Origin of the sequence: Niallia sp. FSL K6-0212 (assembly GCF_038007605.1) — a bacterium.
Lineage (GTDB): Bacteria > Bacillota > Bacilli > Bacillales > Cytobacillaceae > Niallia > Niallia circulans.
The window spans coordinates 734,685-759,606 of record NZ_JBBOXL010000001.1 but is presented as its reverse complement, the minus strand read 5'-3'; the positions used below and the strand labels follow the sequence as shown (position 1 = coordinate 759,606).

General features: G+C 37.5%; 24 protein-coding genes. 16 read left to right on the top strand and 8 right to left on the bottom strand.

Translation table 11 applies throughout. The features are described from left to right. Positions 1-67: 67 nt before the first annotated feature. The 4 genes from MHH96_RS03395 to MHH96_RS03380 all read left to right on the top strand — a co-directional run bounded on the left by MHH96_RS03395 (position 68) and on the right by MHH96_RS03380 (position 2,822). Positions 68-631 carry a CBO0543 family protein gene (locus MHH96_RS03395; protein WP_328283024.1) on the top strand — a complete coding sequence of 188 codons (564 nt, stop codon included), beginning with the start codon at positions 68-70 and terminating at the stop codon, positions 629-631. 65 nt (positions 632-696) lie between these two features. Then, on the top strand, positions 697-1,167 hold the full coding sequence (locus MHH96_RS03390; protein WP_047942608.1) for a CBO0543 family protein: 471 nt from the start codon (positions 697-699) through the stop codon (positions 1,165-1,167). Between the two features lie 53 nt (positions 1,168-1,220). Continuing rightward, positions 1,221-1,541: a YnfA family protein gene (locus MHH96_RS03385; protein ID WP_047942607.1), complete on the top strand. Its 321-nt coding sequence runs from the start codon at positions 1,221-1,223 to the stop codon at positions 1,539-1,541. Between the two features lie 225 nt (positions 1,542-1,766). Then, on the top strand, positions 1,767-2,822 hold the full coding sequence (locus MHH96_RS03380) for a diguanylate cyclase (RefSeq protein WP_341118098.1): 1,056 nt from the start codon (positions 1,767-1,769) through the stop codon (positions 2,820-2,822). A 91-nt stretch (positions 2,823-2,913) separates the two neighbouring features. Here MHH96_RS03380 and MHH96_RS03375 read toward each other — a convergent pair whose 3' ends face one another. After that, the gene (locus tag MHH96_RS03375; protein ID WP_047942606.1) at positions 2,914-3,204 is read right to left on the bottom strand and encodes an AbrB/MazE/SpoVT family DNA-binding domain-containing protein; all 291 of its coding nucleotides are present in this window, start codon (positions 3,202-3,204) and stop codon (positions 2,914-2,916) included. A gap of 188 nt (positions 3,205-3,392) precedes the next feature. Here MHH96_RS03375 and MHH96_RS03370 point away from each other — a divergent pair, with 188 nt between their 5' ends. Further along, complete coding sequence (locus tag MHH96_RS03370) at positions 3,393-4,235, top strand: aldo/keto reductase (protein WP_328283022.1); 843 nt, start codon at positions 3,393-3,395, stop codon at positions 4,233-4,235. Positions 4,236-4,900: 665 nt separating this feature from the next. Next, complete coding sequence (locus tag MHH96_RS03365; protein ID WP_047942603.1) at positions 4,901-5,851, top strand: nuclease-related domain-containing protein; 951 nt, start codon at positions 4,901-4,903, stop codon at positions 5,849-5,851. A gap of 294 nt (positions 5,852-6,145) precedes the next feature. On the opposite strand, the gene MHH96_RS03360 is transcribed toward MHH96_RS03365, so the two are convergent. Next, the gene (locus tag MHH96_RS03360) at positions 6,146-7,210 is read right to left on the bottom strand and encodes a hypothetical protein (protein ID WP_341116682.1); all 1,065 of its coding nucleotides are present in this window, start codon (positions 7,208-7,210) and stop codon (positions 6,146-6,148) included. A 165-nt stretch (positions 7,211-7,375) separates the two neighbouring features. Between MHH96_RS03360 and MHH96_RS03355 the strand changes: the two genes are divergently transcribed. The 4 genes from MHH96_RS03355 to MHH96_RS03340 all read left to right on the top strand — a co-directional run bounded on the left by MHH96_RS03355 (position 7,376) and on the right by MHH96_RS03340 (position 12,260). Then, entirely contained in the window at positions 7,376-7,933 is a 558-nt protein-coding gene (locus MHH96_RS03355) for a thioredoxin family protein (RefSeq protein ID WP_061799550.1), read from the top strand. 154 nt (positions 7,934-8,087) lie between these two features. Continuing rightward, positions 8,088-9,845 carry an ABC transporter ATP-binding protein gene (locus MHH96_RS03350; protein ID WP_047942601.1) on the top strand — a complete coding sequence of 586 codons (1,758 nt, stop codon included), beginning with the start codon at positions 8,088-8,090 and terminating at the stop codon, positions 9,843-9,845. Continuing rightward, entirely contained in the window at positions 9,838-11,679 is a 1,842-nt protein-coding gene (locus tag MHH96_RS03345; protein ID WP_445668993.1) for an ABC transporter ATP-binding protein, read from the top strand. The genes MHH96_RS03350 and MHH96_RS03345 overlap by 8 nt, the downstream gene beginning before the upstream one ends. Before the next feature lie 77 nt (positions 11,680-11,756). Further along, positions 11,757-12,260, top strand: a complete 504-nt coding sequence (locus MHH96_RS03340; RefSeq protein ID WP_047942600.1) for a MarR family winged helix-turn-helix transcriptional regulator — start codon at positions 11,757-11,759, stop codon at positions 12,258-12,260. Positions 12,261-12,406: 146 nt separating this feature from the next. On the opposite strand, the gene MHH96_RS03335 is transcribed toward MHH96_RS03340, so the two are convergent. The 3 genes from MHH96_RS03335 to MHH96_RS03325 all read right to left on the bottom strand — a co-directional run bounded on the left by MHH96_RS03335 (position 12,407) and on the right by MHH96_RS03325 (position 15,154). Next, entirely contained in the window at positions 12,407-12,811 is a 405-nt protein-coding gene (locus tag MHH96_RS03335; RefSeq protein ID WP_047942599.1) for a VOC family protein, read from the bottom strand. Between the two features lie 298 nt (positions 12,812-13,109). Beyond that, entirely contained in the window at positions 13,110-13,970 is an 861-nt protein-coding gene (locus MHH96_RS03330) for a MerR family transcriptional regulator (protein ID WP_341116681.1), read from the bottom strand. A 20-nt stretch (positions 13,971-13,990) separates the two neighbouring features. Next, the gene (locus MHH96_RS03325; RefSeq protein WP_341116680.1) at positions 13,991-15,154 is read right to left on the bottom strand and encodes an MFS transporter; all 1,164 of its coding nucleotides are present in this window, start codon (positions 15,152-15,154) and stop codon (positions 13,991-13,993) included. Between the two features lie 153 nt (positions 15,155-15,307). On the opposite strand from MHH96_RS03325, the gene MHH96_RS03320 reads away from it, so the two are divergent. From MHH96_RS03320 to MHH96_RS03310, 3 genes are all read left to right on the top strand, one after another. Beyond that, the gene (locus MHH96_RS03320) at positions 15,308-15,724 is read left to right on the top strand and encodes a DUF4304 domain-containing protein (protein WP_341116679.1); all 417 of its coding nucleotides are present in this window, start codon (positions 15,308-15,310) and stop codon (positions 15,722-15,724) included. A 10-nt stretch (positions 15,725-15,734) separates the two neighbouring features. Beyond that, positions 15,735-16,157 carry an HIT family protein gene (locus tag MHH96_RS03315; protein WP_047942594.1) on the top strand — a complete coding sequence of 141 codons (423 nt, stop codon included), beginning with the start codon at positions 15,735-15,737 and terminating at the stop codon, positions 16,155-16,157. Positions 16,158-16,285: 128 nt separating this feature from the next. Next, positions 16,286-16,855, top strand: a complete 570-nt coding sequence (locus MHH96_RS03310; protein ID WP_047942593.1) for a DUF6434 domain-containing protein — start codon at positions 16,286-16,288, stop codon at positions 16,853-16,855. 610 nt (positions 16,856-17,465) lie between these two features. Here the strand turns inward: MHH96_RS03310 and MHH96_RS03305 are convergent. The 3 genes from MHH96_RS03305 to MHH96_RS03295 all read right to left on the bottom strand — a co-directional run bounded on the left by MHH96_RS03305 (position 17,466) and on the right by MHH96_RS03295 (position 21,778). Beyond that, positions 17,466-17,651 (bottom strand): hypothetical protein, encoded by a 186-nt coding sequence (locus MHH96_RS03305; protein WP_047942592.1) that lies wholly within the window; start codon positions 17,649-17,651, stop codon positions 17,466-17,468. Between the two features lie 144 nt (positions 17,652-17,795). Next, positions 17,796-18,908, bottom strand: a complete 1,113-nt coding sequence (locus tag MHH96_RS03300) for a mechanosensitive ion channel family protein (protein WP_053215697.1) — start codon at positions 18,906-18,908, stop codon at positions 17,796-17,798. Positions 18,909-19,048: 140 nt separating this feature from the next. Then, entirely contained in the window at positions 19,049-21,778 is a 2,730-nt protein-coding gene (locus MHH96_RS03295) for an N-acetylmuramoyl-L-alanine amidase (RefSeq protein WP_341116678.1), read from the bottom strand. A 425-nt stretch (positions 21,779-22,203) separates the two neighbouring features. Between MHH96_RS03295 and MHH96_RS03290 the strand changes: the two genes are divergently transcribed. From MHH96_RS03290 to MHH96_RS03280, 3 genes are all read left to right on the top strand, one after another. After that, the gene (locus MHH96_RS03290; protein ID WP_082138343.1) at positions 22,204-23,040 is read left to right on the top strand and encodes a YveK family protein; all 837 of its coding nucleotides are present in this window, start codon (positions 22,204-22,206) and stop codon (positions 23,038-23,040) included. Continuing rightward, entirely contained in the window at positions 23,012-23,710 is a 699-nt protein-coding gene (locus MHH96_RS03285; RefSeq protein ID WP_047942589.1) for a CpsD/CapB family tyrosine-protein kinase, read from the top strand. The genes MHH96_RS03290 and MHH96_RS03285 overlap by 29 nt, the downstream gene beginning before the upstream one ends. A 578-nt stretch (positions 23,711-24,288) precedes the next feature. After that, entirely contained in the window at positions 24,289-24,912 is a 624-nt protein-coding gene (locus MHH96_RS03280) for a sugar transferase (protein WP_268876241.1), read from the top strand. The last annotated feature ends 10 nt before the right edge of the window (positions 24,913-24,922 follow it).

Genomic DNA, 24,922 nt, shown 5'->3' with positions numbered 1-24,922 from the left:
AGGGGAGAAATATTTTCTAAAAAAAAGCTCATACTACAAAAATGAAAATAATTCCTGAGGTGATCAGATGAATGACCAACAACGTTCCTTTTTTGATCGATTAGTTTCCATTCAAGAAAAATATACAAAAGAGGCGCAAGAGTATTGGAGTTTGTATTCAAACATAGATTCATGGCAATTTTGGGTGGTGCTGCTTATGTTAGTTGTTCCCCTGATCGTCTTATATTTTACCATTGACCGCAAGCGGATTTTCATCATTGGTTTCTTTGGATTCGCCGTGCATATGTTATTTTTCTATGCAGATGCAACTGGTATTCGCTTTGGGTTATGGGCCTATCCATATCAGATGCTTCCTTTCTTACCAAGCTTTTCGCTAGATGGGTCGATTATTCCAGTCGCGGTTATGCTAGTATTTCAATGGACATTAAAACACGAAAAAAACTTCTATCTATATGCCGTCATTTTAGCAGCCATTTTTGGTTTTGGCTTTAAACCATTGTTGACAAGCATGGGGTTATTTGAACCATATAAATGGGTTAACTTTTTTCATATTTTCCTGATTTATTTGTTTCTATATAATGGTGGATATTTAATTACAAAACTATTTATGAAATGGCAAGAAGATGAGTAATTTATCTGATTTCGGCAAGGATAAGAAGGAACATTTAGTATAGATTATAGATCGGAGTCTATTCCATGCTCGTTCTTATCCTTATTGTACTTTTATTTAATACGATAGCATATAGCATTCCAAAACGATTAACTCCTATTGAAATGTTGACAACAACACTATTTGCAATGTTAATTCAGTTACTTACAGATATCTATCTTAGTTTGAAATATAATATTTATGGTTACTTTGAAAAAGGGCCTGACTGGGATAGCTTTATCTATATTCTGGGAATTTATCCTGCGGTCAATATTATTTTTCTTAATTGCTTTCCGTATAAAAAGAAGCTCAGGAATAAGATACTCTATGTTTTTGTCTGGGGCGTCTTTGCCATGATCTTTGAAACGATATTTATTTGGAGTGGTACCTTCTATTTAAATGGTTGGAAGCAATCATATTCTATATTTACGTATCCAGTTCTTTATGTCACGCTCCTATTATTTCATCAATTCACAGTGAAATTAATGAAAAGAAGCAGGAAAGAAAGCGACCATTAAACAGCCTTCGATTTGGTATAATATAAGGAAATACTAGAATTAGGTGGTTTGACATGACAATTCTTATATTTATCATCGCCGGCATAGCCGAAATTGGTGGAGGCTATCTTATTTGGCAATGGCTTCGTGAAGGAAAACCCTATTATTGGGGAATTTTTGGCGGGATTTCGCTCATTTTATATGGTATTATTGCAACCTTCCAATCTTTTATGTCTTTTGGTAGAGTATACGCTGCATATGGAGGTATCTTTATCATTCTCTCCGTATTATGGGGGTGGGGGATAGATAGAAAAACACCAGATATATATGATTGGTTAGGGGCAGGAATTTGTTTATTAGGTGTGATGATAATGGTTTTTGCACCGCGTCATTAAATGCTGGTTTTAGGATAGCTTCCTTTCTAATAGTTAAAGTGCTTCCTCTATAAATCTTCTTAAATAAATAATCCCTTAGAAATTGGCATCCTTTTCAGTAAAAGGAGGAAAGTTGGAATAGTTTCCATTATAACTAGAGTGGATAATCATTCGCTATTCAGCAAGAGATTACATGAAAATAGGGTGATCGACATTAAAATAACGTTCCATGCTTTTTTGAATAATATGACATTAATAATTGCTTTTATGTTTTTGGTACTGCAGTTAAAAGAATATCTTGTCTTGCGATATAAAAATATTCTCAAGTATATGTGGGTTACTCCAATTTTTGTTAGTCTATTAAGTATTGCAGCCATGTGGGAGCCACTAATTTATGGGGAAGTGCGATTGGATTTACGAGGTGTTCCGATTTTTTATATTTCTTATTTATTGGGATGGAAATATGGATTAATCTCGACCATCTTACCAGCTTTATATCGCTATCAGCTTGGAGGCACCCTTGTAATGGATGGGATATTTCAGGCAATTATTCTGCCATTTATAATAGGCGCTTTTTTTCAAGATAAGAAGTCTTATAATCCACCATATTCCATTATAAATATGAAGCATATGCTGAGCGCATTTTTCTGCTACCAGATCCTAAGGCTATTTTTTATTCTTCAGACGACCCATGTTTCGTTTATGACAGTAATATTACTTATAGTATTTGAACTCGTTGTTGTTCTCTGCATTTTTCTTATGCAAAATAGTGTTAGCAGAAAACAGTTATTACGAAAAGAACTAGAATATCATTCAAGACATGATAGTATGACCGATTTATATAATATTCGTTTTTTTCGGACAAATGTTGAAAAGCTAATGCAGAATAATGTCCCCATTGTCATTGCCATGATGGATGTAGATTATTTCAAAAAATATAACGATATCCATGGTCATCCAGCTGGTGATGCTGTACTACGTACAATTGCGCAGCTATTAAATGATACGATGAGACAAGAAGACATTTTTGCCCGATATGGCGGTGAGGAATTTATTATGTGCTTTACCAAAATAACGAATATGCATACAGCTGCAAATATTGCAGAGCGAGTTCGAAAAAATGTGGAGGATTATCGATTCTTTGGGGAAGAGACTCAGCCTAATGGGAAAGTAACTGTTTCTGTTGGAATAGGCGGTCTTTCTGCTGGGAAATCACTAGATGAATTAATAAAAGAGAGTGACCAAATGCTGTATAAGGCAAAGAAATTAGGCAGAAATGTAGTAGCGTGCAGTTCCTCCTAAGTGAGGGACTGTCCTTCTTAATGAGTCGTTTTCCAAAGAAAAAGACAATTCCGATGTGATAGAAAAAGGTGGAATTGTCCTATTATAAAGTTTACTTTTGTGATTCACTTGCAAAGACAGTTTCCAACTCTTTCATTAATAATGCTGCGCCTTCTTTACTTAACACAAGCTTTCCATTACCAACCGTGATATTATCGGGGGAGACTTCTCCTGTAATGGCACATTCTTCAAAAGCTTTATATTTTTGGAAGACAATTTTTTCCCCTTCGACAAAAATTTCTAAAGGATCTTTAATTTCAATTCCTAATGTTCTTCGCAATTCTCTTGGAATAACAATACGACCTAATTCATCCACTTTACGAACAATTCCTGTGCTTTTCATACTTTTTCCCTCCCTATACATTTTTTAATATATATCCTATATTTTAACATACTGTCTTGGAAAATGAAGAAATATTTTGAAGTAAAGATAACTTGCTGGAAGCATATCACTAGAATTAGCTACAAGTTTTCCACTATACTTTTTTTGAAGAGGAAATCTTTTCTAATTCATAGAAGGAGGATATAATCATGCAAACAACCATTCCACAAATCACGCTTAATGACGGTCTTGTTATTCCAGCAATTGGTCTTGGTACCTATAATTTACGAGGAGCAACTGGGGTTCAGGCCATGACATCAGCAATAGACATGGGCTATCGGTTACTAGATTCTGCATTCAATTATGAAAACGAAGGCGCAGTTGGAGAAGCAGTTCGCCGCAGCACCGTAAGCAGAGAACAGTTATTTATTACCTCCAAACTTCCAGGACGCCATCATCAATACGACAAAGCCATCTATACCATCCAAGAATCACTATACCGCACCAAATTAGATTATTACGATTTATTTTTAATTCACTGGCCAAACCCCAAAACGGACTTATATGTAGAGGCATGGCAAGCCTTGATTGACGCCAAAAAATGGGGACTCATTCGCTCCATCGGCGTATGTAACTTCCTGCCAGAGCATCTCGATCGCTTGAAAAAGGAAACTGGCGTACTGCCAAGCATTAATCAAGTAGAGCTCCATCCATTTTTCTCTCAAAAAGAACAATTGGCCTACGATAAAGCAAACGGTATCGTAACCGAATCATGGAGCCCACTCGGCCGCGCAAATAACGTTCTAGAAAACGAAACAATTAAACAAATAGCAGAAGCACATGGAAAAACAATATCCCAAGTCATCCTTAGATGGCACACCCAACTAGGAGCATTACCAATCCCAAAATCAAGCTCCCCTGAACGTCAACAAGAAAACTTGGAGATATTCGATTTTAAACTGAACGATGCCGAAATGAATAAAATTTTCAGCCTAACCCGAGCTGACGGCCGCATTGCCGATCAAGATCCAGCTGAGTATGAAGAGTTTTGAGGTAGTTTGACTTAAGGAGTGGGGAATTGAGCGGGGCGGTTGGTTGGAGAAGTTCGGTGTGAATTGGCTGAAATATGGGTGGAATTGGCTGGATTGAGGTAGATTTTGCTGAAGCAGGCGAGGAAATCAGCGGAGATGACAGTAAATTTGGATGAAGTTGGCGAATATCAGCTGAAGTAGTGGTGGAATCAGCTAGAGTGCGAGATATATCAGCCAAAGTAAGGATGAAATCAGCCAAACTAGGAAAATATCAGCCAAAGTAAGGATGAAATCAGCCAAACTGGGAAAATATCAGCCAAAGGGAGGTTGGAATCAGCCAAACTAGGAAAATATCAGCCAAAGTAAGGATGAAATCAGCCAAACTGGGAAAATATCAGCCAAAGGGAGGTTGGAATCAGCCAAACTAGGAAAATATCAGCCAAAGTAAGGATGAAATCAGCCAAACTGGGAAAATATCAGCCAAAGGGAGGTTGGAATCAGCCAAACTAGGAAAATATCAGCCAAAGTAATGGTGGAATCAGCCAAACTGGGAAAATATCAGCCAAAGGGAGGTTGGAATCAGCCAAACTGAAGAAATATCAGCCAACCCAATTTCCCTCTCCCCACCAAAAAGGATTTTCAAGCAAACAAATAGAATAAATGAACTAGAGAAAGGAAGTGGTAAATTGTTTATAAACGAAATTTGTAAGAGTAATAGATTAAAAACAACGGAAATTCTGGTCAAAAGATTAAAAGAAACGTATAGGCTGAGACCAAATGTAGTGGAAGATTTAAGGAAGTTATTAGCAGGCTATCGGGGTGAGAAAGATATGAAGTATTACTTTCAATTTTTGCCAGACAAAGATTGCCTCATCATTCATAATCTTCGTCTTTACGATGGAAAAACATATTTTCAGATGGACTACCTCATCCTCACGCAAAAATTTGCACTTATTGTTGAATGCAAAAACTATTATGGAGAAGTAGAGATTGACACTAACTTTAATCAGATGATTCGCAAAGTAGATGAAAAGGTAGAAGGCTATTCTAATCCAATTTCCCAAGCCAAAAGGCATCAACGTCAATTGCAAAAGTACTTTCAACTGCACAATCTCCCGCCAATCCCCATCGAATTCATCATAATATTCAGTAGTTCATCCACTGTATTAAAAGGAAGTCCAGCCATCAGAGATAAAGTCATTCATAGTCATAGTTTTATAGAAAAATGGGACAATCTCTCTCAAAAATATAAAGTGACTGTGGTAGAAGGGAAGCTCCTCCGCAAAGTATCCAAAAATCTCCTGAAAAATAACACTCCTGAAAGTATTGATCTACTAAGAAAATATGGAATCCCACAAAGCGACCTCATCACAGGCGTACAATGCCCATCCTGTGAAAAATTTGCAATGATACGTCAAAAACGCAAATGGTTCTGCCCTCACTGCAACACATATGATAAAAATGCCCATCACCAAACAGTGAACGATTATTTTTTATTAATAAAAGCCACTATTACCAATAAAGAATTCCGGAACTTTGCCAATATATCCTCACGTGAAACAGCTGCCAAAATGCTAGTGAAAATGAATTTGCGAAGTATAGGAGAAAATAGAGGAAGAAAGTATCAAAAACCATAAGCAATTGGATAAATATTCGAATGGATGATGAGTAGAGAATAAACTATGCTCATTATCCATTAATTATTGGGAAAAGTGGGGGAGGAATCAGCCAAACTGGGAAAATATCAGCCAAAGGGAGGTTGGAATCAGCCAAACTGGGAAAATATCAGCCAAAGCGGAGTTGGAATCAGCCAAACGGAGAAAATATCAGCCAAAGCAGAGGAGAAATCAGCTAAACTAGGAAAATATCAGCCAAACCCGAGCCAAAATCAGCCAACCCTCCAACCCAACTCAATTCCACCCCACCAAAACTCATCCCGCCAACAAAGTCTTCATCAATCGCTTCTCCAGCACAATATCCGTCATATTCGGATTATGCTTCTCCAACTGAGCGCCTTCTTCGCAAAGCGCAGCTGCTTTATCATGATCGCCATTTACATACATTTCATACGCTGCTGCAATTCGTTTATTGCTCATCTGTTTGATTGTTAAGAAACGCTTGACTTCTTTATTCTCATAAATAGATTGGACTTCTTCCTTGTCACCATCCAGTACAGTTAACAAAAACAAGCGCTCTTTGGCAACCTCCACCCGGAAAAGGGGGATTAACTCGTCTTTCCTTGCCCACAGTATGTCATTAATTCTTTTTGCCTCTTCAAAATCGAGGCGGTCCATTGCGCGAACTTGTTGCATGCACAGTCCCCACTGGGAAAAATAATCCTTCCCATCATTGCCATCGGGCAGTGCAAATAGTTCTTCTGGCAGCTCTTGATAAGAAACGCCATTGGAAGTTTGGGCGTTAATATAGAATTGACTAAATAGCTGCCATTGCTTTTTTTCGTTGCTCCAAGCCATTTTTAGCGTCATCCCATCATTAAAACCATAGGGAATAATATTGGTTACTCCAATGAAGAGGCCAAGGAGTACGAATAGAGTGACAGGGATAGGGAAAGCATTCCCATATATAATCCAAGCAATGCCGCCAACCACTAAACTACTGAGAAAATTTATGATAACTCCGCCGCATAAATACAACTTAAAGGGATACTTGCCTTTCACATATTTGGGAGGAGCCATTAAACATTGGCCTAATGTACCTGGCATATGCAGCTTTTTCCACTTTAAACCGTCTTTGGTGGCAACAACCATCCAGGAAAAAACGCGAAAGGAAACAAGCGAATAGCCAGTCAATTTTCCAAAAATAAGATGTCCCCCTTCATGTAAAATAATATGTATAATATAAAAAGCAAGGAAACAAACTACGCTGATAAGAATATTAGTTATACTCCATTCTTGCGATAAAAGAGCGAGCATAAGTGCCCCACCAAATACTCCTCCAATCAAAGCCATTCCAAGTGTTGAAAGAAATTTCTTCATGCCATAACTCCAATCTTAAGAAATCGTATTAAGATAATTGTAACAAAGCCTTATGCATTCATCTATCAAAAAAAGCAATTTATCCCAAATCGTCAAAATAGTATGAAACACATAGACATAGTAAAATAATAGAGAAGGTCTACATAAAAAAGGAGCGTGTACCTAATGAAGACAGAGCAGCAATATTTTGAAGAAGGCACAACGATTCAAACATATATGGAAAACATGAGTACATTAAAAGAGGAAAGCTATGAAGTATATGACAACTTCTCTTTGCCGCAAGATAGTTTTATAGAAGAATTAAAAAAGCATAAGTTGCATTTCCTAACGATTACGGAAGATTGGTGTGGCGATGCGATGGTGATTAATCCTGTTCTTCGCAAAATAGTGGAAGCGGCGGATCTGCCAATGCATGTGGCATTGCGAGATGCAGATACAGATTTAATTGATCGCCATTTAACAAACGGCGGCAGAGCAATTCCTATGGTGCTTATTTTAAATGAACAAGGCGAGTTAATTGGCAAATGGGGACCGCGTGCACCAGAAGTCCAAGAAATAGTTAATGAAGGACGCGCTAAGCTTCCTGCAAAAGAGGACCCAGCATTTGCGGAAAAACAAAAAGAGTTTTACGAAAGCCTGCAAAAAAGATATCGCACGGAGCCAGCTATTTGGACATATGTATACAATAGCTTTAAGAGCAGAGTCCAAGAGATCATTAAATAAGCAGACAGCCCTTGAATTTGAGGGCTGTTTTTTAATTGGTAAAAGCTTTTGTTTGACATCGAACCTTAAAATCAATAATATAATCGCATACGATATATCGGATGCGATGTATTTGACTAGTTTGATGTATGGCTGCAGGGGGAGGAATGGATTCATGATAAATATTTTTAAAAACTTTCAAAAAAAGGACTGGATGTTCATTTCATGTGCATTAGTCTTTATTATTTTACAAGTATGGCTTGATTTAAAGCTGCCAGATTATATGTCTGAAATTACAAGGCTGGTGCAGACAGAGGGAAGTGAGTTAAGCGACGTTTTAGCTCAAGGCGGATTTATGATGCTTTGTGCGATCGGAAGTATGGTTGCTTCGATTATCACGGTTTTCTTTGCCGCAAAAGTAGCCGCGGGCTTTTCGAATCGTCTGCGCAAAAAGGTTTTTGATAAGACATTATCTTTTTCAATGGAAGAGCTGTCTGGTTTTTCAACAGCTAGCTTAATTACTCGTTCGACAAATGATATTATGCAAGTTCAAATGCTGATTATATTAAGCTTACAAATTGTTATTAAAGCACCGATCATTGCCGTGTGGGGAATTTTAAAAATTACCGGGAAAAGCTGGGAATGGACTGCTGCTACAGGCGTGGCGATTGCGGTGCTATTAGTGCTGATTGCTACGATTGTGTTAGTTGCTCTTCCAAAATTCAAAGTTATCCAGAAGTTAACGGATAATCTTAACATGGTAACAAGAGAGCATTTAAACGGAATCCGTGTTGTTCATGCTTATAATGCAGCAAATTATCATGAGGAAAAATTTGAGAAAGCAAATAAGGAATTAACGGACACTAATCTATTCACTTCTCGGATCATGGCTCTGATGATGCCGACGATTTCCCTGATAATGTCGGGGATGACGCTGGCCATCTATTGGATTGGAGCAGTGTTAATCAATAATGCGGCAATGGCAGACCGCTTGCCGATATTCTCAGACATGGTTGTCTTTTCTTCCTATGCGATGCAAATTATAATGGCGTTTATGATGGTTTCCATTACATTTGTTCTTCTTCCTCGTGCGGCAGTTTCGATTAAGAGAATAAACGAAGTGCTGAATACCGATGTGAAAATTAAGAGTGGTTCGAAAACAGATGGAGACAAGGTAGGAGAGATTGAATTTCGCGATGTCAGCTTTAAATACCCTGGTGCGAGTGATTATATCCTCCGAAATATTAGCTTTACTGCTTCCAAAGGAGAGACAGTCGCGATTATTGGTTCAACTGGGAGCGGAAAAAGTACTCTGTTGAACTTGATACCTCGCTTTATGGAAGCAACCGAGGGCGAAATTTTGGTAGATGGTCTAAATGTGAAGGATTATAAGCTAGAAGCATTACGAGACAAAATTGGATATGTATCGCAAAAAGCAGTTATGTTCAGTGGCTCTGTGTCTTCCAACATTATGTTTGGAGAGGAAGATAAGGATTCAGTGGAACAGACAAATATCCAACGAGCAGTGGAAATTGCGCAAGGAAAAGACTTTATTGAAAAAATGGATCAGCAATATGAGGCCGCGATTTCACAAGGTGGAACCAATCTTTCTGGTGGACAGAAACAAAGATTATCGATTGCTCGTGCCATTTATAAAGATCCAGAAGTCTATTTATTTGATGATTCTTTTTCCGCGTTGGACTATAAAACAGATCGTGTCCTCCGCTCTAAACTGAAAGAAGAGATCAATGATGCCACTAATATTATTGTGGCACAGCGAATTGGAACAATTAAGGATGCTGACCGCATTCTGGTATTAGATAAAGGCGAAGTGGTTGGAATGGGTACACATGACGAGTTGATGGTAACTTGCGATGTTTATCAAGAAATTGCCTTATCACAATTATCAAAGGAGGAACTCGAAATTGGCTAAGAAAAACGAAGTAAAAGAAGCGAAAAATCCAACCCAAAATGAGGAGTTGGGGAACCAACCAGCAAAATCGATTCCTCCGCGTGCAAAAGGGATGAATTTTTCCAGTTTAAAGCAGCTGGTCATTTACTGTAAGGCTTATTTTCCGATTATCATCTTTGCTTTAATTCTTGCGATGACAGCGGCAATCTTTAGCATTATCGGTCCCGATCAGCTAAGCAAAATGACGGATTATATTACAGCAGGACTGATGGGAGAAATTGATCTAGATGCTGTATATGATGTAGCGATTCTGCTGGTTTTCCTATATGGTTTAGGTTTTATTTTTAACTATGTGCAAGGCTATATTATGGCAACTGTTACCCAGAGAATTTCGAAACAATTAAGAAGAGACATTTCGGTAAAAATTAACCGTCTGCCTTTAAAATATTTTGATAATACAACAAATGGTGATGTCCTTAGCCGGGTTACAAATGATGTCGATATGGTTGGACAGACGATGAACCAAAGTATTAGCAGCTTAATTACGGCTATTACGATGTTCGTCGGTTCCTTAATCATGATGTTCTATACAAACTGGATTATGGCTATTGCAGCGATTCTTTCCACCTTTATTGGTTTTGCGTTTATGTTCTTTATTATTTCGAAATCACAGAAATACTTTGCTCAACAGCAGCAAGAGCTTGGAAAACTAAATGGTCATATTGAAGAAATCTATTCTGGCCATAATGTCGTGAAAGCTTATAATGCTGAACAGCAGGCGAAGGACGATTTTTTTGCTATCAATACACGACTATATGAGAGTGCGTGGAAATCGCAATTTATGTCAGGGCTGATGATGCCGTTAATGATGTTTATTGGAAACTTTGGTTATGTGGTTGTATGTATTGTCGGGGCGGCTCTTGCCGTAAATGGCCATATTTCATTTGGTGTTATTGTTGCCTTTATGCTGTATATTCGCTTATTCACACAGCCGCTGCAACAAATTGCGCAAGCAGCGACAAATCTGCAGTCCACAGCAGCAGCAAGTGGGCGTGTTTTTGAGTTCTTGTCCGAGGAAGAACTAGCAGCAGAAGAGGAGAAAACAGCAAAATTGGCAAATATCAAAGGCGATGTGGAATTTAAGCATGTCCGTTTTGGCTACAGCGAAGATAAAACGATTATTGAAGACTTTTCCGTACAAGTAGCCGCTGGTCAGAAGGTCGCAATCGTAGGCCCGACTGGCGCTGGAAAAACAACATTAATTAATTTGCTCATGCGCTTCTATGAAATAAATGGCGGCGAGATAACGATTGACGGGATTCCAACCAACCAAATGACAAGAGAGGCCCTGCATGATCTTTTCTGTATGGTGCTGCAAGATACATGGATATTTGAAGGTTCTATCCGCGACAATATCGTCTATTCAAGAGAAGGAGTATCGGATGAAGAAGTAGAAGCTGCCTGCAAAGCAGTTGGCTTGCATCATTTTATCAAAACATTGCCAAACGGCTATGATACTATCTTGGATGACAAAACAAGTTTATCAGCAGGTCAAAAACAGCTTATCACCATCGCACGTGCCATGGTAAAAATGGCGCCATTACTTATCCTAGATGAAGCGACTAGCTCCGTGGATACCCGTACGGAATTACTGATCCAAACAGCAATGGATAAGCTGACAGAAGGAAAAACTTCCTTTGTGATCGCCCATAGACTTTCTACAATTAAAAATGCCGATTTAATACTTGTCATGAAAGACGGCGATATTATTGAAGCCGGAACACATAAAGAATTAATCGCGAAAAATGGATTTTACTCTGAGCTTTATAATAGCCAGTTTGAAGAAGCATCGTAATAAAAAGATTTTCATAGAAAAACTCGCTAGAATGTTGCGAGTTTTTCTTCCAGCTTCTTATAGAAAGGAGGTAAAAAATGTTAGATAGGCCGACATACATTTGGGAATCGATTGATTTTTTGAATCGATTTATTATGAAGAGCCTCCAAAGGCACGCAGAGGAGCATGGACTAACTGCTCCTCAAGCGCGTGTCATCCTAGAAGTTTTCCTTCATAAAAAAATAAGTGTGAAGGAGCTTACCCAAAATCTGCGCATCACACAAAGTACCGTTTCGGATATTGTAGAACGACTGACAGAAAAGGGCATTCTGATAAAGAAACCGAATCCGAAAGACAAACGATCCGTTCAGATTATGCTAACAGAAAGAATGCTAAAGAAAATCGAAGAAAAATCCCCAAAGCCCATTCAACAAATAATGGGAGCCGTCTTAGACAATTTGCAGCCAAGTGAGCAAGCAAAAGTCGAAGAAGGAATGAGATTATTAGTAGCCGCTGTCGGTAAGAAAATGGAAGCAGACGGTATCGATGATTTAGAAGATTTCGAAGTATTATTTTTGCCAAAGGAAAAGAAATGCACATAAAAAAGTCGGGTCTGGGACCTGACTTTTTTATGTTGGATTTATGCAGCCTATTTTGTTTATTTAGACATTGACTTTTCTAGCGTCATTTTCAAAATACATAAACTTCTTTAGTAAAATACATCTTTCTTTTCGCTAATCCTAAATCTCTACATAGGACAATCCGGGTGCTCCCATACATCAAAAAAATTTCCGTCAGGGTCTTTGAACGTGAAGAATTTGCCCCATTCCCCCTCATCCGTAATAGAAGGTCTTACAGAAACGCCCTCGGCTTTAAGCTTATTGTATAGTGCATGGATTTTCTTTGTTCTAAAGGTGATAATCCAATGAGGTTTACCGTTAAGGGTAAATGTAGCAGTTGTATCAGTGTCTTTCTTCAATAAGTCAAGAATAGGTCTCCCGTTATTCCATAGACTTAACCGATCTTCCCGAGGAAACTTCACTTCAAAACCAAAATGTTTCACATACCATTCCGCAGTCTGAAAAATATCAGCCACTGGAAGACAACAATAGGCAATTCCTTCTAATCCAGTTTCTAAATAAGTTTCACGCATCTCTTCTCTCCTCTCGATAGGGGAATTATAAACCCTTCAGATACATTATTCTGCAATTGCGGAACAATTCCTCCTTATGAACAAAACAGTCACGTAAGACTTAAGGTTGTCCAAAATGAAATCAGATCATGGTTTACGAAATGTTATCGTTATTCTTTAAATGTGAGACTATGCATCAAAATTAAGCCTTAGGAACAATCGCAGAAATGAGGCAAATTATTTGAGTATCTCCTTTATGGTTATTGACAAGAATATACTTTCGCCTAATAGCGTAAAGTTCTACCCAAACGCTTTACTTCTACCCTTTCATTTTATCATCCATTATTCCCCTGCTTCCACACTCAGTGACCCGCACACTAAACTCGCTAATATACTCTTCTTTCTTATGATAAAGCCCCACCGAGAATGTTTCGTAAATGTCACTGGTCACGGTTAAGTTTTGTTCCTGTACATAGTGAAGGAGCTTTTGCAAGGTTTGAAAGTACTCTGTAAATATGTTGGATTTTAATTTGATACATACATATGTCCCCTTCGGAATAACTGCTCGCTCTGCTTCATTGGAAAGGCTGGATAGCTGTTTTCGTAAAGGGACTGGTGTATAAAGATAGCTATAAGTAATCTCTTCCACTTTTTCATATTGTTTGAATGGAATAATGGAGCCATAGCCATTGTTGCGAAATTCTTCCTTTGTTGCTTTTTTTAGGTTGCTATAGGAAGGATTAAGAATGTTCTGTGGCCCAATATTTTTAACGCTTGTTTGGATAATGGCTTGATCTTCCTTTTCCATTAGGACGATTTCTCCAAACGGATATTCTTGTCTTTGCAATTCTTCGCGGAGCTCTCGAATAGACTGTTGTGTCTCCAGTAAGGAAGCGATTTTTTCGGATATCAGCTCTTCTTGTTTTTTCAAGAAAGCGACGAAATCCAAGTTATCTGTTTCTTGGATTTCTTTAATCTGCCCAAGAGGTGTGCCGATTGAAATAAGCAATTTAATAATATCAAGCCGATATAATTGTGTATCCCGATAATAGCGATAATTCGTTTTGGGATCGACATAAGCAGGTTTAAATAAGCCGATTTTATCATAATGGCGAAGTGCTTTAATGGTAATATTCGCCACTTTAGCGACTTCTCCAATGGAGTAAAGTTTCTCTTCCATCTTAATCAACTCCATCCATTCTAAGATTTAGCTAACGATTTTTGTCTCCAAATAAGAGTCAAGGCGATACCGATCGCTAAAAAGACAGCTGCGAAGTAGAAAGGATAATTTAAATCAATATCGAATAATATTCCTCCAATAATCGGGCCAAATACATTGCCAATACTTGTGAACATGGAATTCATCCCGCCGACAAAGCCTTGTTCGTCTCCCGCGATTCTAGAAAGATAGGTCGTCACGGCTGGCCGCATTAAATCAAAGCCAACGAAAACAATAATCGTAACAAGGAGAATGAGAGAGTAAGAATGCACAATTGTTAAAAGCAAGACTAGTATAGTGGAAAAAAGCAGGCTATATCGAATTAACAGAATTTCGCCCATCCACTTTGTCAATTTTTCAAATAAGGCTACTTGCGCAATGACTCCAACTGTCGCCCCACCTGTAATGATAATTGCAATATCCTTTGGCGTAAATCCAAACTTATGATCGACGAAAAGTGAAAATAGTGATTCAAAGGAAGATAAACCAAAGGATGAAATAAAGATAATAAGAAAAGAAATAAAATAGATAGGCACGAAAATTCGCTGCCAGCCCACCTTTTCTGCAATTGCTTGATTTTCCTCTGTCTGTCGCTCAGGCTCCCTTAAGGCGAAAAAGGAAAGAATCGCAGCTGTAAAGCCTAAGATTCCGGCAAAATAAAAAGGCATACGCGTCCCAATTTCTGCTAAAAATCCGCCAATTCCTGGGCCAATGATAAATCCAGTGGAAATAGCAGCAGACATATAGCCAAGTGCTTTCGGTCTAGCTTCCATTGTAGTAATATCGGCAATAAAAGCCGTAACAGCAGGCATAATAAACGCCGCACTAATCCCGCCAAGCACACGAGAAAGAAAAAGGATGCTGACAGTTTTACCGATTCCAAATAATAATTCAGACGCACCAAAGATAAGTAGTCCAATGACAATCATGCGCTTTCTTCCAAATTGATCGGCCCAGCGACCAGCTATAGGAGAAACAACAAGCTGGGCAATCGCAAAAGCTGCCACCATGTAACCAACAATCGCTCCAGAAAGATGAAGCTCATTCATAATCGTTGGAGTTACAGGAATAACCAGACCAATACCGAGAAAGGCAATGAATAAATTTATAAGTAAGATAGAAAGAGTAATATTCTGTCTAAGCATAATGTTCGTCTCCTTAAGAAGTATCTACAAAGATTAAGTGTAAACTCTCCTCTAAGGGTAGAGTCAATGGGGTCTGTAATTTTTCGTCAGAGTAATAATAATTTTTACACTATTTACAGAGAATATCCAAATGATTAACCTAAGAGTAGGAGTGTGAAAAATTGGGAGGTGTTCATCATAAGTACAAATAATCGTCTAGCTATGATTAAAGCTTTAAAGATTACTGTCGTTTCCTACTTAAGAGAGCATGGTTTTAAGGGGACATTTCCACATTTTAGAAGACAAAAGGAGAATCATATTGATTTAATTACGTTCCAATTTAATCGTTATGGTGGATCATTTGTTGTGGAATTAGCATTTTGTCCGGCAGAGGGAATAACAACGAGCTGGGGAGAACATATCTCACCAAAAAAGGTAACGGCACATGATGTAAATGAACGATATCGGCTGAATGAAGACTTAAATGATGCTAGCAAACAATGGTTTCATTTCGAAAATGCCATAGATGAAAAAGATTATGAACAAGTTGCTTCAGAAGTAAAGCAGTTATTACATAGAAAGATAGAATAGGAGAACGGTTATGGATTGTATAGGCTGTAAATTAGCGAATAAAAACGAACCAGTTTACGTTGTATATGAGGACGATTATGTTTGTTGTTTTTTGGATCATCTTCCATTTAATGAAGGGCATACATTAATCTTGCCAAAGAAGCATTTTTATGAGGTAGAGGAACTGGATGAATCAACGTCCAAGTCAATAATGGAGGCATCCATCCTCCTTTCAAAAGTTATAAAAGAACTATATCATCCAGATGGAATAACGATATGCCAAAATGGGGGCGTCTTTAACGAACTTACCCATTATCATATGCATATTGTGCCAAGGTATGAAAATCAGTCATTTTCAACTTTTTATTCTGATGATGAATCAGCCAATATGGGAATAACAGAACGGTTAAAGGAAACACAAGAAAAGATGGTGGGAATTATAAATAAATTGTAAAAATCGATGCTTGGTAAGAAAGAATCCTTTTTCCTTATGGATTTTGGTAAATCTTGTTACTTTTGTTTCTGATTAACTTTGATTAATTAGAACAAATGTTCTATAATATGAATAGGGAGGTGTAAAATATGAGACCAAATCTTACAAAAGATATTAGTATAGATAGTTTTAAAGATTTTTATTGGTTAAAAGAGGAATTACAATCTTTTTGCAGGGAAAATGGAATAAGTGCATCGGGATCAAAAATAGAGATTTCCGATAGAATTGAAACATTTCTTCGAACAGGAGAGATAAAGAAGCCGATTAGAAAGTCAAAGTTAAATAGTAAGTCAGAGATACCGGGCGATTTAAGTCTTGATACAATCATTTCGGAAAATCATCGTTGTAGTCAAAATGTAAGAGCCTTCTTCAAGACAGTTATTCCTAATTTTCATTTTTCTACGTATATCCAAAATTATTTTAAAAATAACATTGGAAAAACATATCGGGATGCAGTAGATGCTTGGTATAAAGAAGAAGAACGAAAGAAGGACCCATCATACAAGAAAATAATCGCTCCTCAATTCGAATACAATCAATTTATTCGTGATTTTTTTGCTGACATTAATAATCAAGAGAAGAGTCGTGAGGAAGCAATTGAAGCTTGGAACAATATCAAAAAACTTCCTGGAAGCAATAAATATACGTCTAATAATTAGCCAAGCACATCTTAACATTTCTACAGTGGTGTGGTTTGATTTTTGACAGGTATAAAGAACCATTGTTTGACTCGTTCATCACATGCCATTTGCTTGCCTATTTCCAGTCAACGGAACTAGTCTTCTGCCTTTTTTACGCCCTGTTCCTGTTTTCTTATCGATCCTATCAGCATTTCGGTCTTGTACCACGATAGCTGCTATTAGTGAATCCTGGTTATGGATTTATTAGTATGATATTTTTATCCTTCCTGTTTTGGTTTTGTGTGGTCTTATTATATAATATATTTTCCCTGTATATGACCATTATGATTTTTCGCTAGTTCAATATGTCAAACACGCCATATTCTTTCCTTTGACGCCCTTTCCAAACGATGGTCATGCCAGTCGGAATTATCGCCGTCTATTTGTTGTTTCATTATATACCAGTGATAGTGTTTTTTATAGGCGGAGGTTTATTAGCCTATATTTTAATGTTTTTAGGGTCTTTTTCGTTTGCGGGATGTTGAATAACGAAATCCATTGATTCACCATGAAACGTCTGAAAAGATGGCTATGCTTTTCTAGACGTTTTTTACGGTGTGTCCTCTAAAAAGTAAAAGGGATTTTAAGATTAGGGCTGTCGATACTTTTGAAATCTAATCCCATTGTCACCTGTATTACTTAATCTTCTTCTTAAAAATAATATATCCTTATACATTTTCATGCTTATGACAATCATTGCCGCACTAAATAGACTGGATAAAATCGTGCTCGCAAATAACAGCCAGATGATTTTTTTAGCGCTATTCCACATCATTGTGACACCCCCTAGTTAGAAGGTATTATTTGTAAAAGCAAGAGGAATTATGTTGTTTTTGTGCTTGATAAGTTCTTCCATTTATACTCCTCATAAAAAAGACAACCCTAAGTGCAAAATACACTTAAAGCTGTGCTTCAACATTTATTCCCCAGTCATCAATTTTTTCCCATCCTCTTTCTCTGGCAAGTAAATCTGCTGACTAGGCAAGGCAATTTCAATTCCGTGTTTCTCTAAGATACTAAGTATTTGTAAATTTGTGTCTTCTTTCACTGCTAGGTATTCAGCCCAAATAGTTGTCTTCGTGAAAAAGTAGACAAAGATACCTAATGAATAATCACGGAAATCGGTAAAACGAACCATTATCGCATCGGGATGTACACCTGGATGTGCACGCAGCATTTCGTCTATTTCTTTTAAAGCTGTTTTTAGCTTTTCATTTGGCGTACGATAGGAAATAGCTAGTTCATAGTCTATTCGTCGTTTTGACATCTTCGACCAGTTTGTAATAGCTTCATTGGAAAGTTTGGAGTTTGGCACGGTTACAATCGTATCAGCAAATGTGCGAATTTGCGTACTGCGGAAGGAAATATCCTCAACGGTTCCTTCTACAGAAGGCGTTTGAATCCAGTCACCTTTTGAAAATGGTTTTTCCGTGATAATTACGACACCGCCGAAGAAGTTGGCGACCGTGTCCTGTGCAGCTAAGGAGAAGGCAAGACCTGCAACTCCGAGACCGGCAACAAAGGCACCAATTTGAATTTCCCAAACATCTAGAATGCTGACAGCCGTAAAAATGACGACAAGCATACGGAATACTCTTCCTAAGAAAGGAATCAGCATACTATCTGAATCTAATTTGGTTCGAGAAATCATTCGTTCGAACGGATTCGACTGATCGGAAAAATAATTAAAGATTCCCCAGCCGATCAATCCAATAATAAACGACTTATATAGCAGCTGTACAAAGTTAAAGGTAGTAATCGGGAATGGCAAATAAGTAAGTGCCAAGTATGTACCGAGAATCACCCAGAACCATCGTAGCGGTTTTTCAAATGCTAGCAATATTTTCGAAACAATATCTACCGGCAGTTTCTTTACCATTGCTAATACTAACTTGTATATATAGGCGGTAAAAAGCTTTCGAAATCCTAAAAAGACAAGAAAGATTAACAAGGCGATACCTAAATCAATCCAGTTAAAACGTTGAAAGGCAGCGATAAATCGCTCCATTTGGGACCAATGAAAATCACTCATCTAAAATCACCTCGAGGAACATTATAGCATAGGAGGGGAGGAACCAAAGAATACGAAGAGAACAGTAAATAAATTGTAATATGAATTCCTTAATATAGAAAAAAGGATCAGTAATCATGCTGATCCTTTTTTAACTATCACTAAAATCTTTTAAAATACTCTTCAATTCCATCGGCGATGGCTTTTGCTGTTTTATCCTGATAGCTGCTTGATACAAGCTTTTGACGTTCCGTTGGATTATTGATAAATCCTAACTCTAGTAACGTAGCAGGTACAGCCGTTTCACGTAGAACTGCAAGTGTTTCACCGTAGATACCACGGTTATTGGCACCTGTTGCACCAACCATATTCTTCTGTAGCAAATCAGCCAGCAAGGTACTTTTCATAATCCTGTTTGGATCATTGTGGTTTTTGCTATTGATTTGAGAAGGGTAAGCTGGGTTGTATTTATAGAAAATAGATTCCATTCCAGATACCGTAGTTGAACCAGTGCCTGTTGAGTTATGATGAATACTCACAAAGATATCTGGATTTAAAGCATTTGCTTTTTTCGAACGATCTAGTAAGGAAACATACGTGTCATTTGTACGGGACATATAGACGATATAGCCACGGCTTTTCAGCAGCTTCTCTACCTTCTTAGCTACTGCTAAGTTTAAGTTCGCTTCGGTATAACCGCCTGCTACTGCCCCAGGGTCTGACCCGCCATGGCCAGGATCTAGGAAAACGGCTTTCGCTTGTTTAAATGCACTAGCTGCACTAACAGCAGAGCCAGTTCCTTTAGGAACAATTTTAATTTCGATAGACTCTAATCGTTTCGATAATCCTTCCGATCCAGCCTTCATTCCATTTTTCGCCCAGCCAAGCCAGCCATAGTTTTGTGCATGGACACGGTAGTAAACATCGAAATATTTCTCCATATCACTAGTTAAACTGATTTTGATTGCTTCCAATCGTTTGCTCTTTCCAACAGTACCGGAAATTTCTCCATTAGAAGAATTTGTTACCCAGCCTGTACCTTGGATATGTGTGGAATAAACAATATCTCCTTGGAAAGAAGCATTGTTTAATTCGATCTTAATAGCTTCTAAACGTTTTGCTTGTCCAGTGGTACCGCTTGAAGCACCGTCTTTCACAGAAGAAATCCAGCCTTTGCCTTGTACATGGGTACTATAGGACACAGAAGGCTTTTTCACAAAGGAAGTACTTGTCGAACCAGGCGCCTGTGCACCTTTATTTACAAGGATAATTTCAATTCCTTCTAAACGCTTCGCAAGACCTTCTGTACCAGCAGATGCACCGTTCTTCGCCCAGCCAAGCCAGCCGTAAGTTTGTGCATGAACACGGTAATAGACGTCATAATGTTTGGCCATATCGCCTGTTAAATTAATGCGAATACCTTCGAGACGTTTACTCTGTCCTGACGTACCAGAAAGTGCACCATTCGACACAGCGTTTTGCCAGCCGATACTTTGAACATGTGTGGAATACTCGATACTTCCACTGTATGGTTTATTCTTTAAATCAATTTTAATTCCTTCTAGTCGATTGGACTGTCCAGAAGTTCCGCTCATTTCTCCATCCGCAACCGCATCCTGCCAGCCGATTGTCTGAACATGTGTTGCATATGTAACAGATGGTTTTGTAATAAAGGAGTTATCAGTTGAGCCAGGCGCCTGCGCACCTTTTGCTACTAGTTTGATTTCCATTGCTTCTACTCGTTTGGAAAGCCCTTCCGTACCAGCAGATGCACCATTCTTTGCCCAGCCTAGCCAGCCAAATGTTTGAACATGAAGCCGATAATAGATGTCATAGTGCTTTGCCATATCCCCAGTTAAAGCTATTTGGACTGCTTCCATACGCTTTCCTTCACCAGGCGCACCACTTTCTGCTCCATCGGTCTTGCTTGTCATCCAGCCATAGCCTTGTACATGGGTTTTGTAGGTAACGCTGCCAGCGTAATTTGCATTGGCAAGGTAAATTTTCATTGCTTCTAATTGTTTCGATTGCCCGCTAGTTCCAGATAATATACCGTCTTTAACAGGAGATTGCCATTTTCCATCAACAAAGCTTGCATAATTAATAGAAGGATTTAATACAGCAGATTGTATCATTGCACGAGAGGCTTTTGCTTTCGGCATTACAGAAGGACTTTCTTCTGTAGTTGTGCTTTTAGAAGTTTCCTCATTTTCGAGGGAAGCATCCTGATCTTTCTCTGGTTGCACCATTTCATCATCTTGTGTTACTTCCGGAACTTCCTCACTAGGAGTGGAAGGTTCTTCTACTTTTTCAGAAGAAGAGGGGTCTGTTACAAGATTTAATGCATCATATTCTTCTTTCGAAATCAACGTTTTTTGTTGATTTTCACCTATTGAATAATAAGTTAACCCTTGCTTGCGAACAACCGTCCCATATTCATCCACGGTCTTCACTTCTTCAATCGATGTACCGTTATCATTTTGTGCTATGACTGTAACCTGATCTGTGAAAGTAACCGGTTCGACCTGTTCTGCTTTGTAAGAATCAGATGGAACGATTCGATAAAGTATACTTTTTTCCTCAGAAAGCGGGAGCTGCTCTCGTTCTTCTCCGACATTCATTGAAAATACTTCGTGATCACCTAATGAGTCAGTTAGATAACCTTCAACAGCTTCTTGCTTTTCATTTGTCCAGCCATTTAAGTGTAAAACAACTTCCTCATTCAGGTTGATTTCCTGCTTTTCGCCATTATAGTAAATAAAATAATAGCTAGAGCTAATATCCAACTCATTCGTATCAGCCTTTTCCATAGCATGTCCGATACTTAAGTTAGAAGGAAACACCAAACTAAATACCAATACAGCAACTAACAAAAATACTCTTTTCCTCATCACCAAAACCCTTCTTATTTTTTTACAGAGAAATCTGTATAACACTACTATTCTATCATAATTTCGGTGGTCCAAAGCACTATTTTTATCCTATTATCTTGGTATATGTTACCAATTGATGATGTTTATAGGATATAAGAACTAGTATAATAGGGGTATCTTTTTTGCTGTTTTAACGATAGTCAACAATATAGCTGACTAATCTCTTCATTTTTCCATTCTGGGAAGTTAAAATTTGAAAAACTTTAAAATAAACGGATAATTATCACTGTCTCTAGTAAATTCCAATTATAACTATAAAATGAAATCAAATACAGAAAAAATAGTGAGCATTTACATTTGGAGGGAGTATTGACAAGATATTATTAAGAAAGTGAAAAAATAAAAAAATCGTTAAAAATTCCTATCGCAAGGAAATAGAAAAGATGTATAATAGACATAAGTTCTTTATAGAGAACGATAAAACGAAGGATGAACTTATATTAAGTACGATATTAGGAGGTAAGCAATTGGAAGGAATAAAGTCGGTTAAAGAGATTTTAGCTATTTTGAAAAAAAGAATGTTACTTATCATGATAGTATCCATTGGAGCTGGCATTGTAAGCGGCTTATATACTAATTATAAAATAACGCCGCTCTATCAAAGCAGCTCACAGCTTTTGGTTAATAAGAATATTGAAAAAGTCGTTGATGTCAGTGAACTGGATGTAAGATCCAATATGGATTTAATCGATACATATATTGTCATTATCAGAAATCCAGTCATCTTAAATGATGTGGTTGAAAAGCTCCAATTACCAATAACGGCAGAGCAATTAAGTAGTCAAATCCAAGTTGCTAAACAAGATTCTACACAAGTTTTAAATGTAACAACTACAGACACTAATCCAGAACGAGCTGCAAAAATTACCAATACTACTATTACTACTTTTTTAGAAAAACTGCCATCCTTAATGAAGGTTAATAATGTGCAAATAATGAATGAAGCAATAGTAAATGAAAAGCCGATCAGCCCTAGTATAACTGTTAATATAGGAATCGCGGTTGCTTTAGGAGCCATTATGGGAGTGGGATTAGTCTTATTATTTGCCTTTTTAGATACGACCGTAAGATCAAAATCAGATTTAGAAAAATTAAATATAAAAGTAGTAGGAACGCTATCTGCTATTTCTGAAAAAGACAGAATCCCTCAATCACTTATGGAATCCTTAAAAGCTGAAAGGAGATCGTTAAATGTCACCACTACCGAAACGGAAATCTAAATTAGAAAGGGTAAGTAATCTATTATCCCATCTAAAACCCAAATCGCCAATTAGAGAACAATACCATGCAATACGTGCTAGCATTCAGTTAGCTATTAATGAAAATCAGATTAAAACCTTAGCAATTGTATCAGGAGAAGAATCAGAAGGAAAATCTACCTTTTCTGCTAATTTAGCAATAGCTTTTGCAGAGGTAGGAAAAAGAGTTCTTCTTGTTGACTCCAATTTTCGTCATCCAACATTACACACATCATTTGAAGAAAATAATGAATTTGGTTTAAGCACTATACTAGTAAACAGGGACAGGCTAGAAGAATGTGTAATAGAAACACCTATTGACCATCTTGACCTGCTAACTAGTGGACCTGTACCTCCTAATCCATCAGAACTACTCGGTTCACCTGCAATGGAGATGTTAGTAAGTAACGTATCCCATCAGTACGATATGGTTATATTTGATACGCCATCACTAGTATCTGTCGCTGATTCTTTATTACTATCGAATATATCAGACGGGGTATTAATGGTAGTACGCAGCAATAAAAACAATATAGAAACAGTTGAATTTACACGAGATATGCTTTCGAATTCCAAAGCGATTTTTTTAGGTGCAGTGCTTAATGATGAGCGTGTGAGTAAAAGGCAGCGCAAAAAAGTGAGAATAAACTAGAGCTGAATCGAAACCTGCTAACTTACGTATTTTTTTAAAAATAAACGTTATTCGACAAAAAATGCTATTTCCTTCTAGTGGATACATTGCTATAATGACGATTAGTTAATTGTTCTTCAAAAAGAACAAATTAGTTTTAATATAAATATAGTATTTTTATGTTCTTTTAGAATACAGGCCTTTCTCAGGCTATATATTTTTAATGAGTCGTTCTTTATTAAGAATAAGTTGTTTTTTGAAATGAATTTTTTGGTGATGTCTCTTAACCAATATCAATAGAGGCACTCGGTCATGCTGTGGGTAGAATGAAGGCTCTACCTTAGCGCTAGTCTGCAAAAGTGTGATGTGAGGAGAGGTTAAATGCCTCATTTTAAAAAAATTTAACGAAGGAAACCAGTTCGTTTTCTTCGTTAAGTTTTTTTAAAAAGAGAAATAAATATTATTATCATTGTTAATAGATAAATAATATTTATTGTAACTCGAACATATTAATTAGCAGTTAACAAGAAAGCTGGTGAAAGTAGTTGTCGTTAGGAGAAAAATCATTAGTAAGAGAATTAAATGCAAGGACCGAAGAATTGCTGATCAAAGAGCAGAAAGCTTATCTTCTTTTCAAAAGAGTTTTCGACATTCTCTGTGCCATCATAGGGCTGCTTATACTTTCGGTATTATTCTTCATTATTGGATTATTAATAAAGCTCGAGGACAAACGGGGATCAGTCTTTTTTAAACAGACGAGAATTGGAAAAGATGGTAAACCCTTTGAGATGTATAAGTTCCGTTCTATGGTATCCAATGCAGAAGACCTTAAAGCCTCGTTAATGGATAAAAATGAGGCAACGGGTCCTGTGTTTAAAATAAAGGACGATCCAAGAGTAACAAGAGTCGGAAAATTTATCCGCAAGACTAGTATCGATGAACTTCCACAATTAATAAATGTTATAAAAGGAGAAATGAGTTTAGTAGGACCAAGGCCTTCCCTTCCACAAGAAGTAGCTGCCTATTCATCATATGAAAGACAAAGATTAAAGATAGTTCCAGGCATCACCTGCTATTGGCAAGTTGGTGGAAGAAGCAATCTTAGTTTTAGTGAATGGGTAGAGCTTGATCTTAAATATATAAGAGAAAGAAACCTATTTATTGATTTTAAGTTAATCATTAAAACATTTTTTGTCCTATTTGGATCAAAGGACGCCTTTTGAGTGGAGGGAT

Coding starts and splice junctions, on each gene's coding strand:
- MHH96_RS03295 (WP_341116678.1), bottom strand. CDS start 21,778: ATGAGGAAAAGAGTATTTTTGTTAGTTGCTGTATTGGTATTTAGTTTG.
- MHH96_RS03370 (WP_328283022.1), top strand. CDS start 3,393: ATGCAAACAACCATTCCACAAATCACGCTTAATGACGGTCTTGTTATT.
- MHH96_RS03330 (WP_341116681.1), bottom strand. CDS start 13,970: ATGGAAGAGAAACTTTACTCCATTGGAGAAGTCGCTAAAGTGGCGAAT.
- MHH96_RS03285 (WP_047942589.1), top strand. CDS start 23,012: ATGTCACCACTACCGAAACGGAAATCTAAATTAGAAAGGGTAAGTAAT.
- MHH96_RS03310 (WP_047942593.1), top strand. CDS start 16,286: ATGAGACCAAATCTTACAAAAGATATTAGTATAGATAGTTTTAAAGAT.
- MHH96_RS03360 (WP_341116682.1), bottom strand. CDS start 7,210: ATGAAGAAATTTCTTTCAACACTTGGAATGGCTTTGATTGGAGGAGTA.
- MHH96_RS03355 (WP_061799550.1), top strand. CDS start 7,376: ATGAAGACAGAGCAGCAATATTTTGAAGAAGGCACAACGATTCAAACA.
- MHH96_RS03375 (WP_047942606.1), bottom strand. CDS start 3,204: ATGAAAAGCACAGGAATTGTTCGTAAAGTGGATGAATTAGGTCGTATT.
- MHH96_RS03395 (WP_328283024.1), top strand. CDS start 68: ATGAATGACCAACAACGTTCCTTTTTTGATCGATTAGTTTCCATTCAA.
- MHH96_RS03315 (WP_047942594.1), top strand. CDS start 15,735: ATGGATTGTATAGGCTGTAAATTAGCGAATAAAAACGAACCAGTTTAC.
- MHH96_RS03340 (WP_047942600.1), top strand. CDS start 11,757: ATGTTAGATAGGCCGACATACATTTGGGAATCGATTGATTTTTTGAAT.
- MHH96_RS03300 (WP_053215697.1), bottom strand. CDS start 18,908: ATGAGTGATTTTCATTGGTCCCAAATGGAGCGATTTATCGCTGCCTTT.
- MHH96_RS03290 (WP_082138343.1), top strand. CDS start 22,204: ATGTATAATAGACATAAGTTCTTTATAGAGAACGATAAAACGAAGGAT.
- MHH96_RS03385 (WP_047942607.1), top strand. CDS start 1,221: ATGACAATTCTTATATTTATCATCGCCGGCATAGCCGAAATTGGTGGA.
- MHH96_RS03325 (WP_341116680.1), bottom strand. CDS start 15,154: ATGCTTAGACAGAATATTACTCTTTCTATCTTACTTATAAATTTATTC.
- MHH96_RS03305 (WP_047942592.1), bottom strand. CDS start 17,651: ATGATGTGGAATAGCGCTAAAAAAATCATCTGGCTGTTATTTGCGAGC.
- MHH96_RS03390 (WP_047942608.1), top strand. CDS start 697: ATGCTCGTTCTTATCCTTATTGTACTTTTATTTAATACGATAGCATAT.
- MHH96_RS03350 (WP_047942601.1), top strand. CDS start 8,088: ATGATAAATATTTTTAAAAACTTTCAAAAAAAGGACTGGATGTTCATT.
- MHH96_RS03380 (WP_341118098.1), top strand. CDS start 1,767: ATGACATTAATAATTGCTTTTATGTTTTTGGTACTGCAGTTAAAAGAA.
- MHH96_RS03335 (WP_047942599.1), bottom strand. CDS start 12,811: ATGCGTGAAACTTATTTAGAAACTGGATTAGAAGGAATTGCCTATTGT.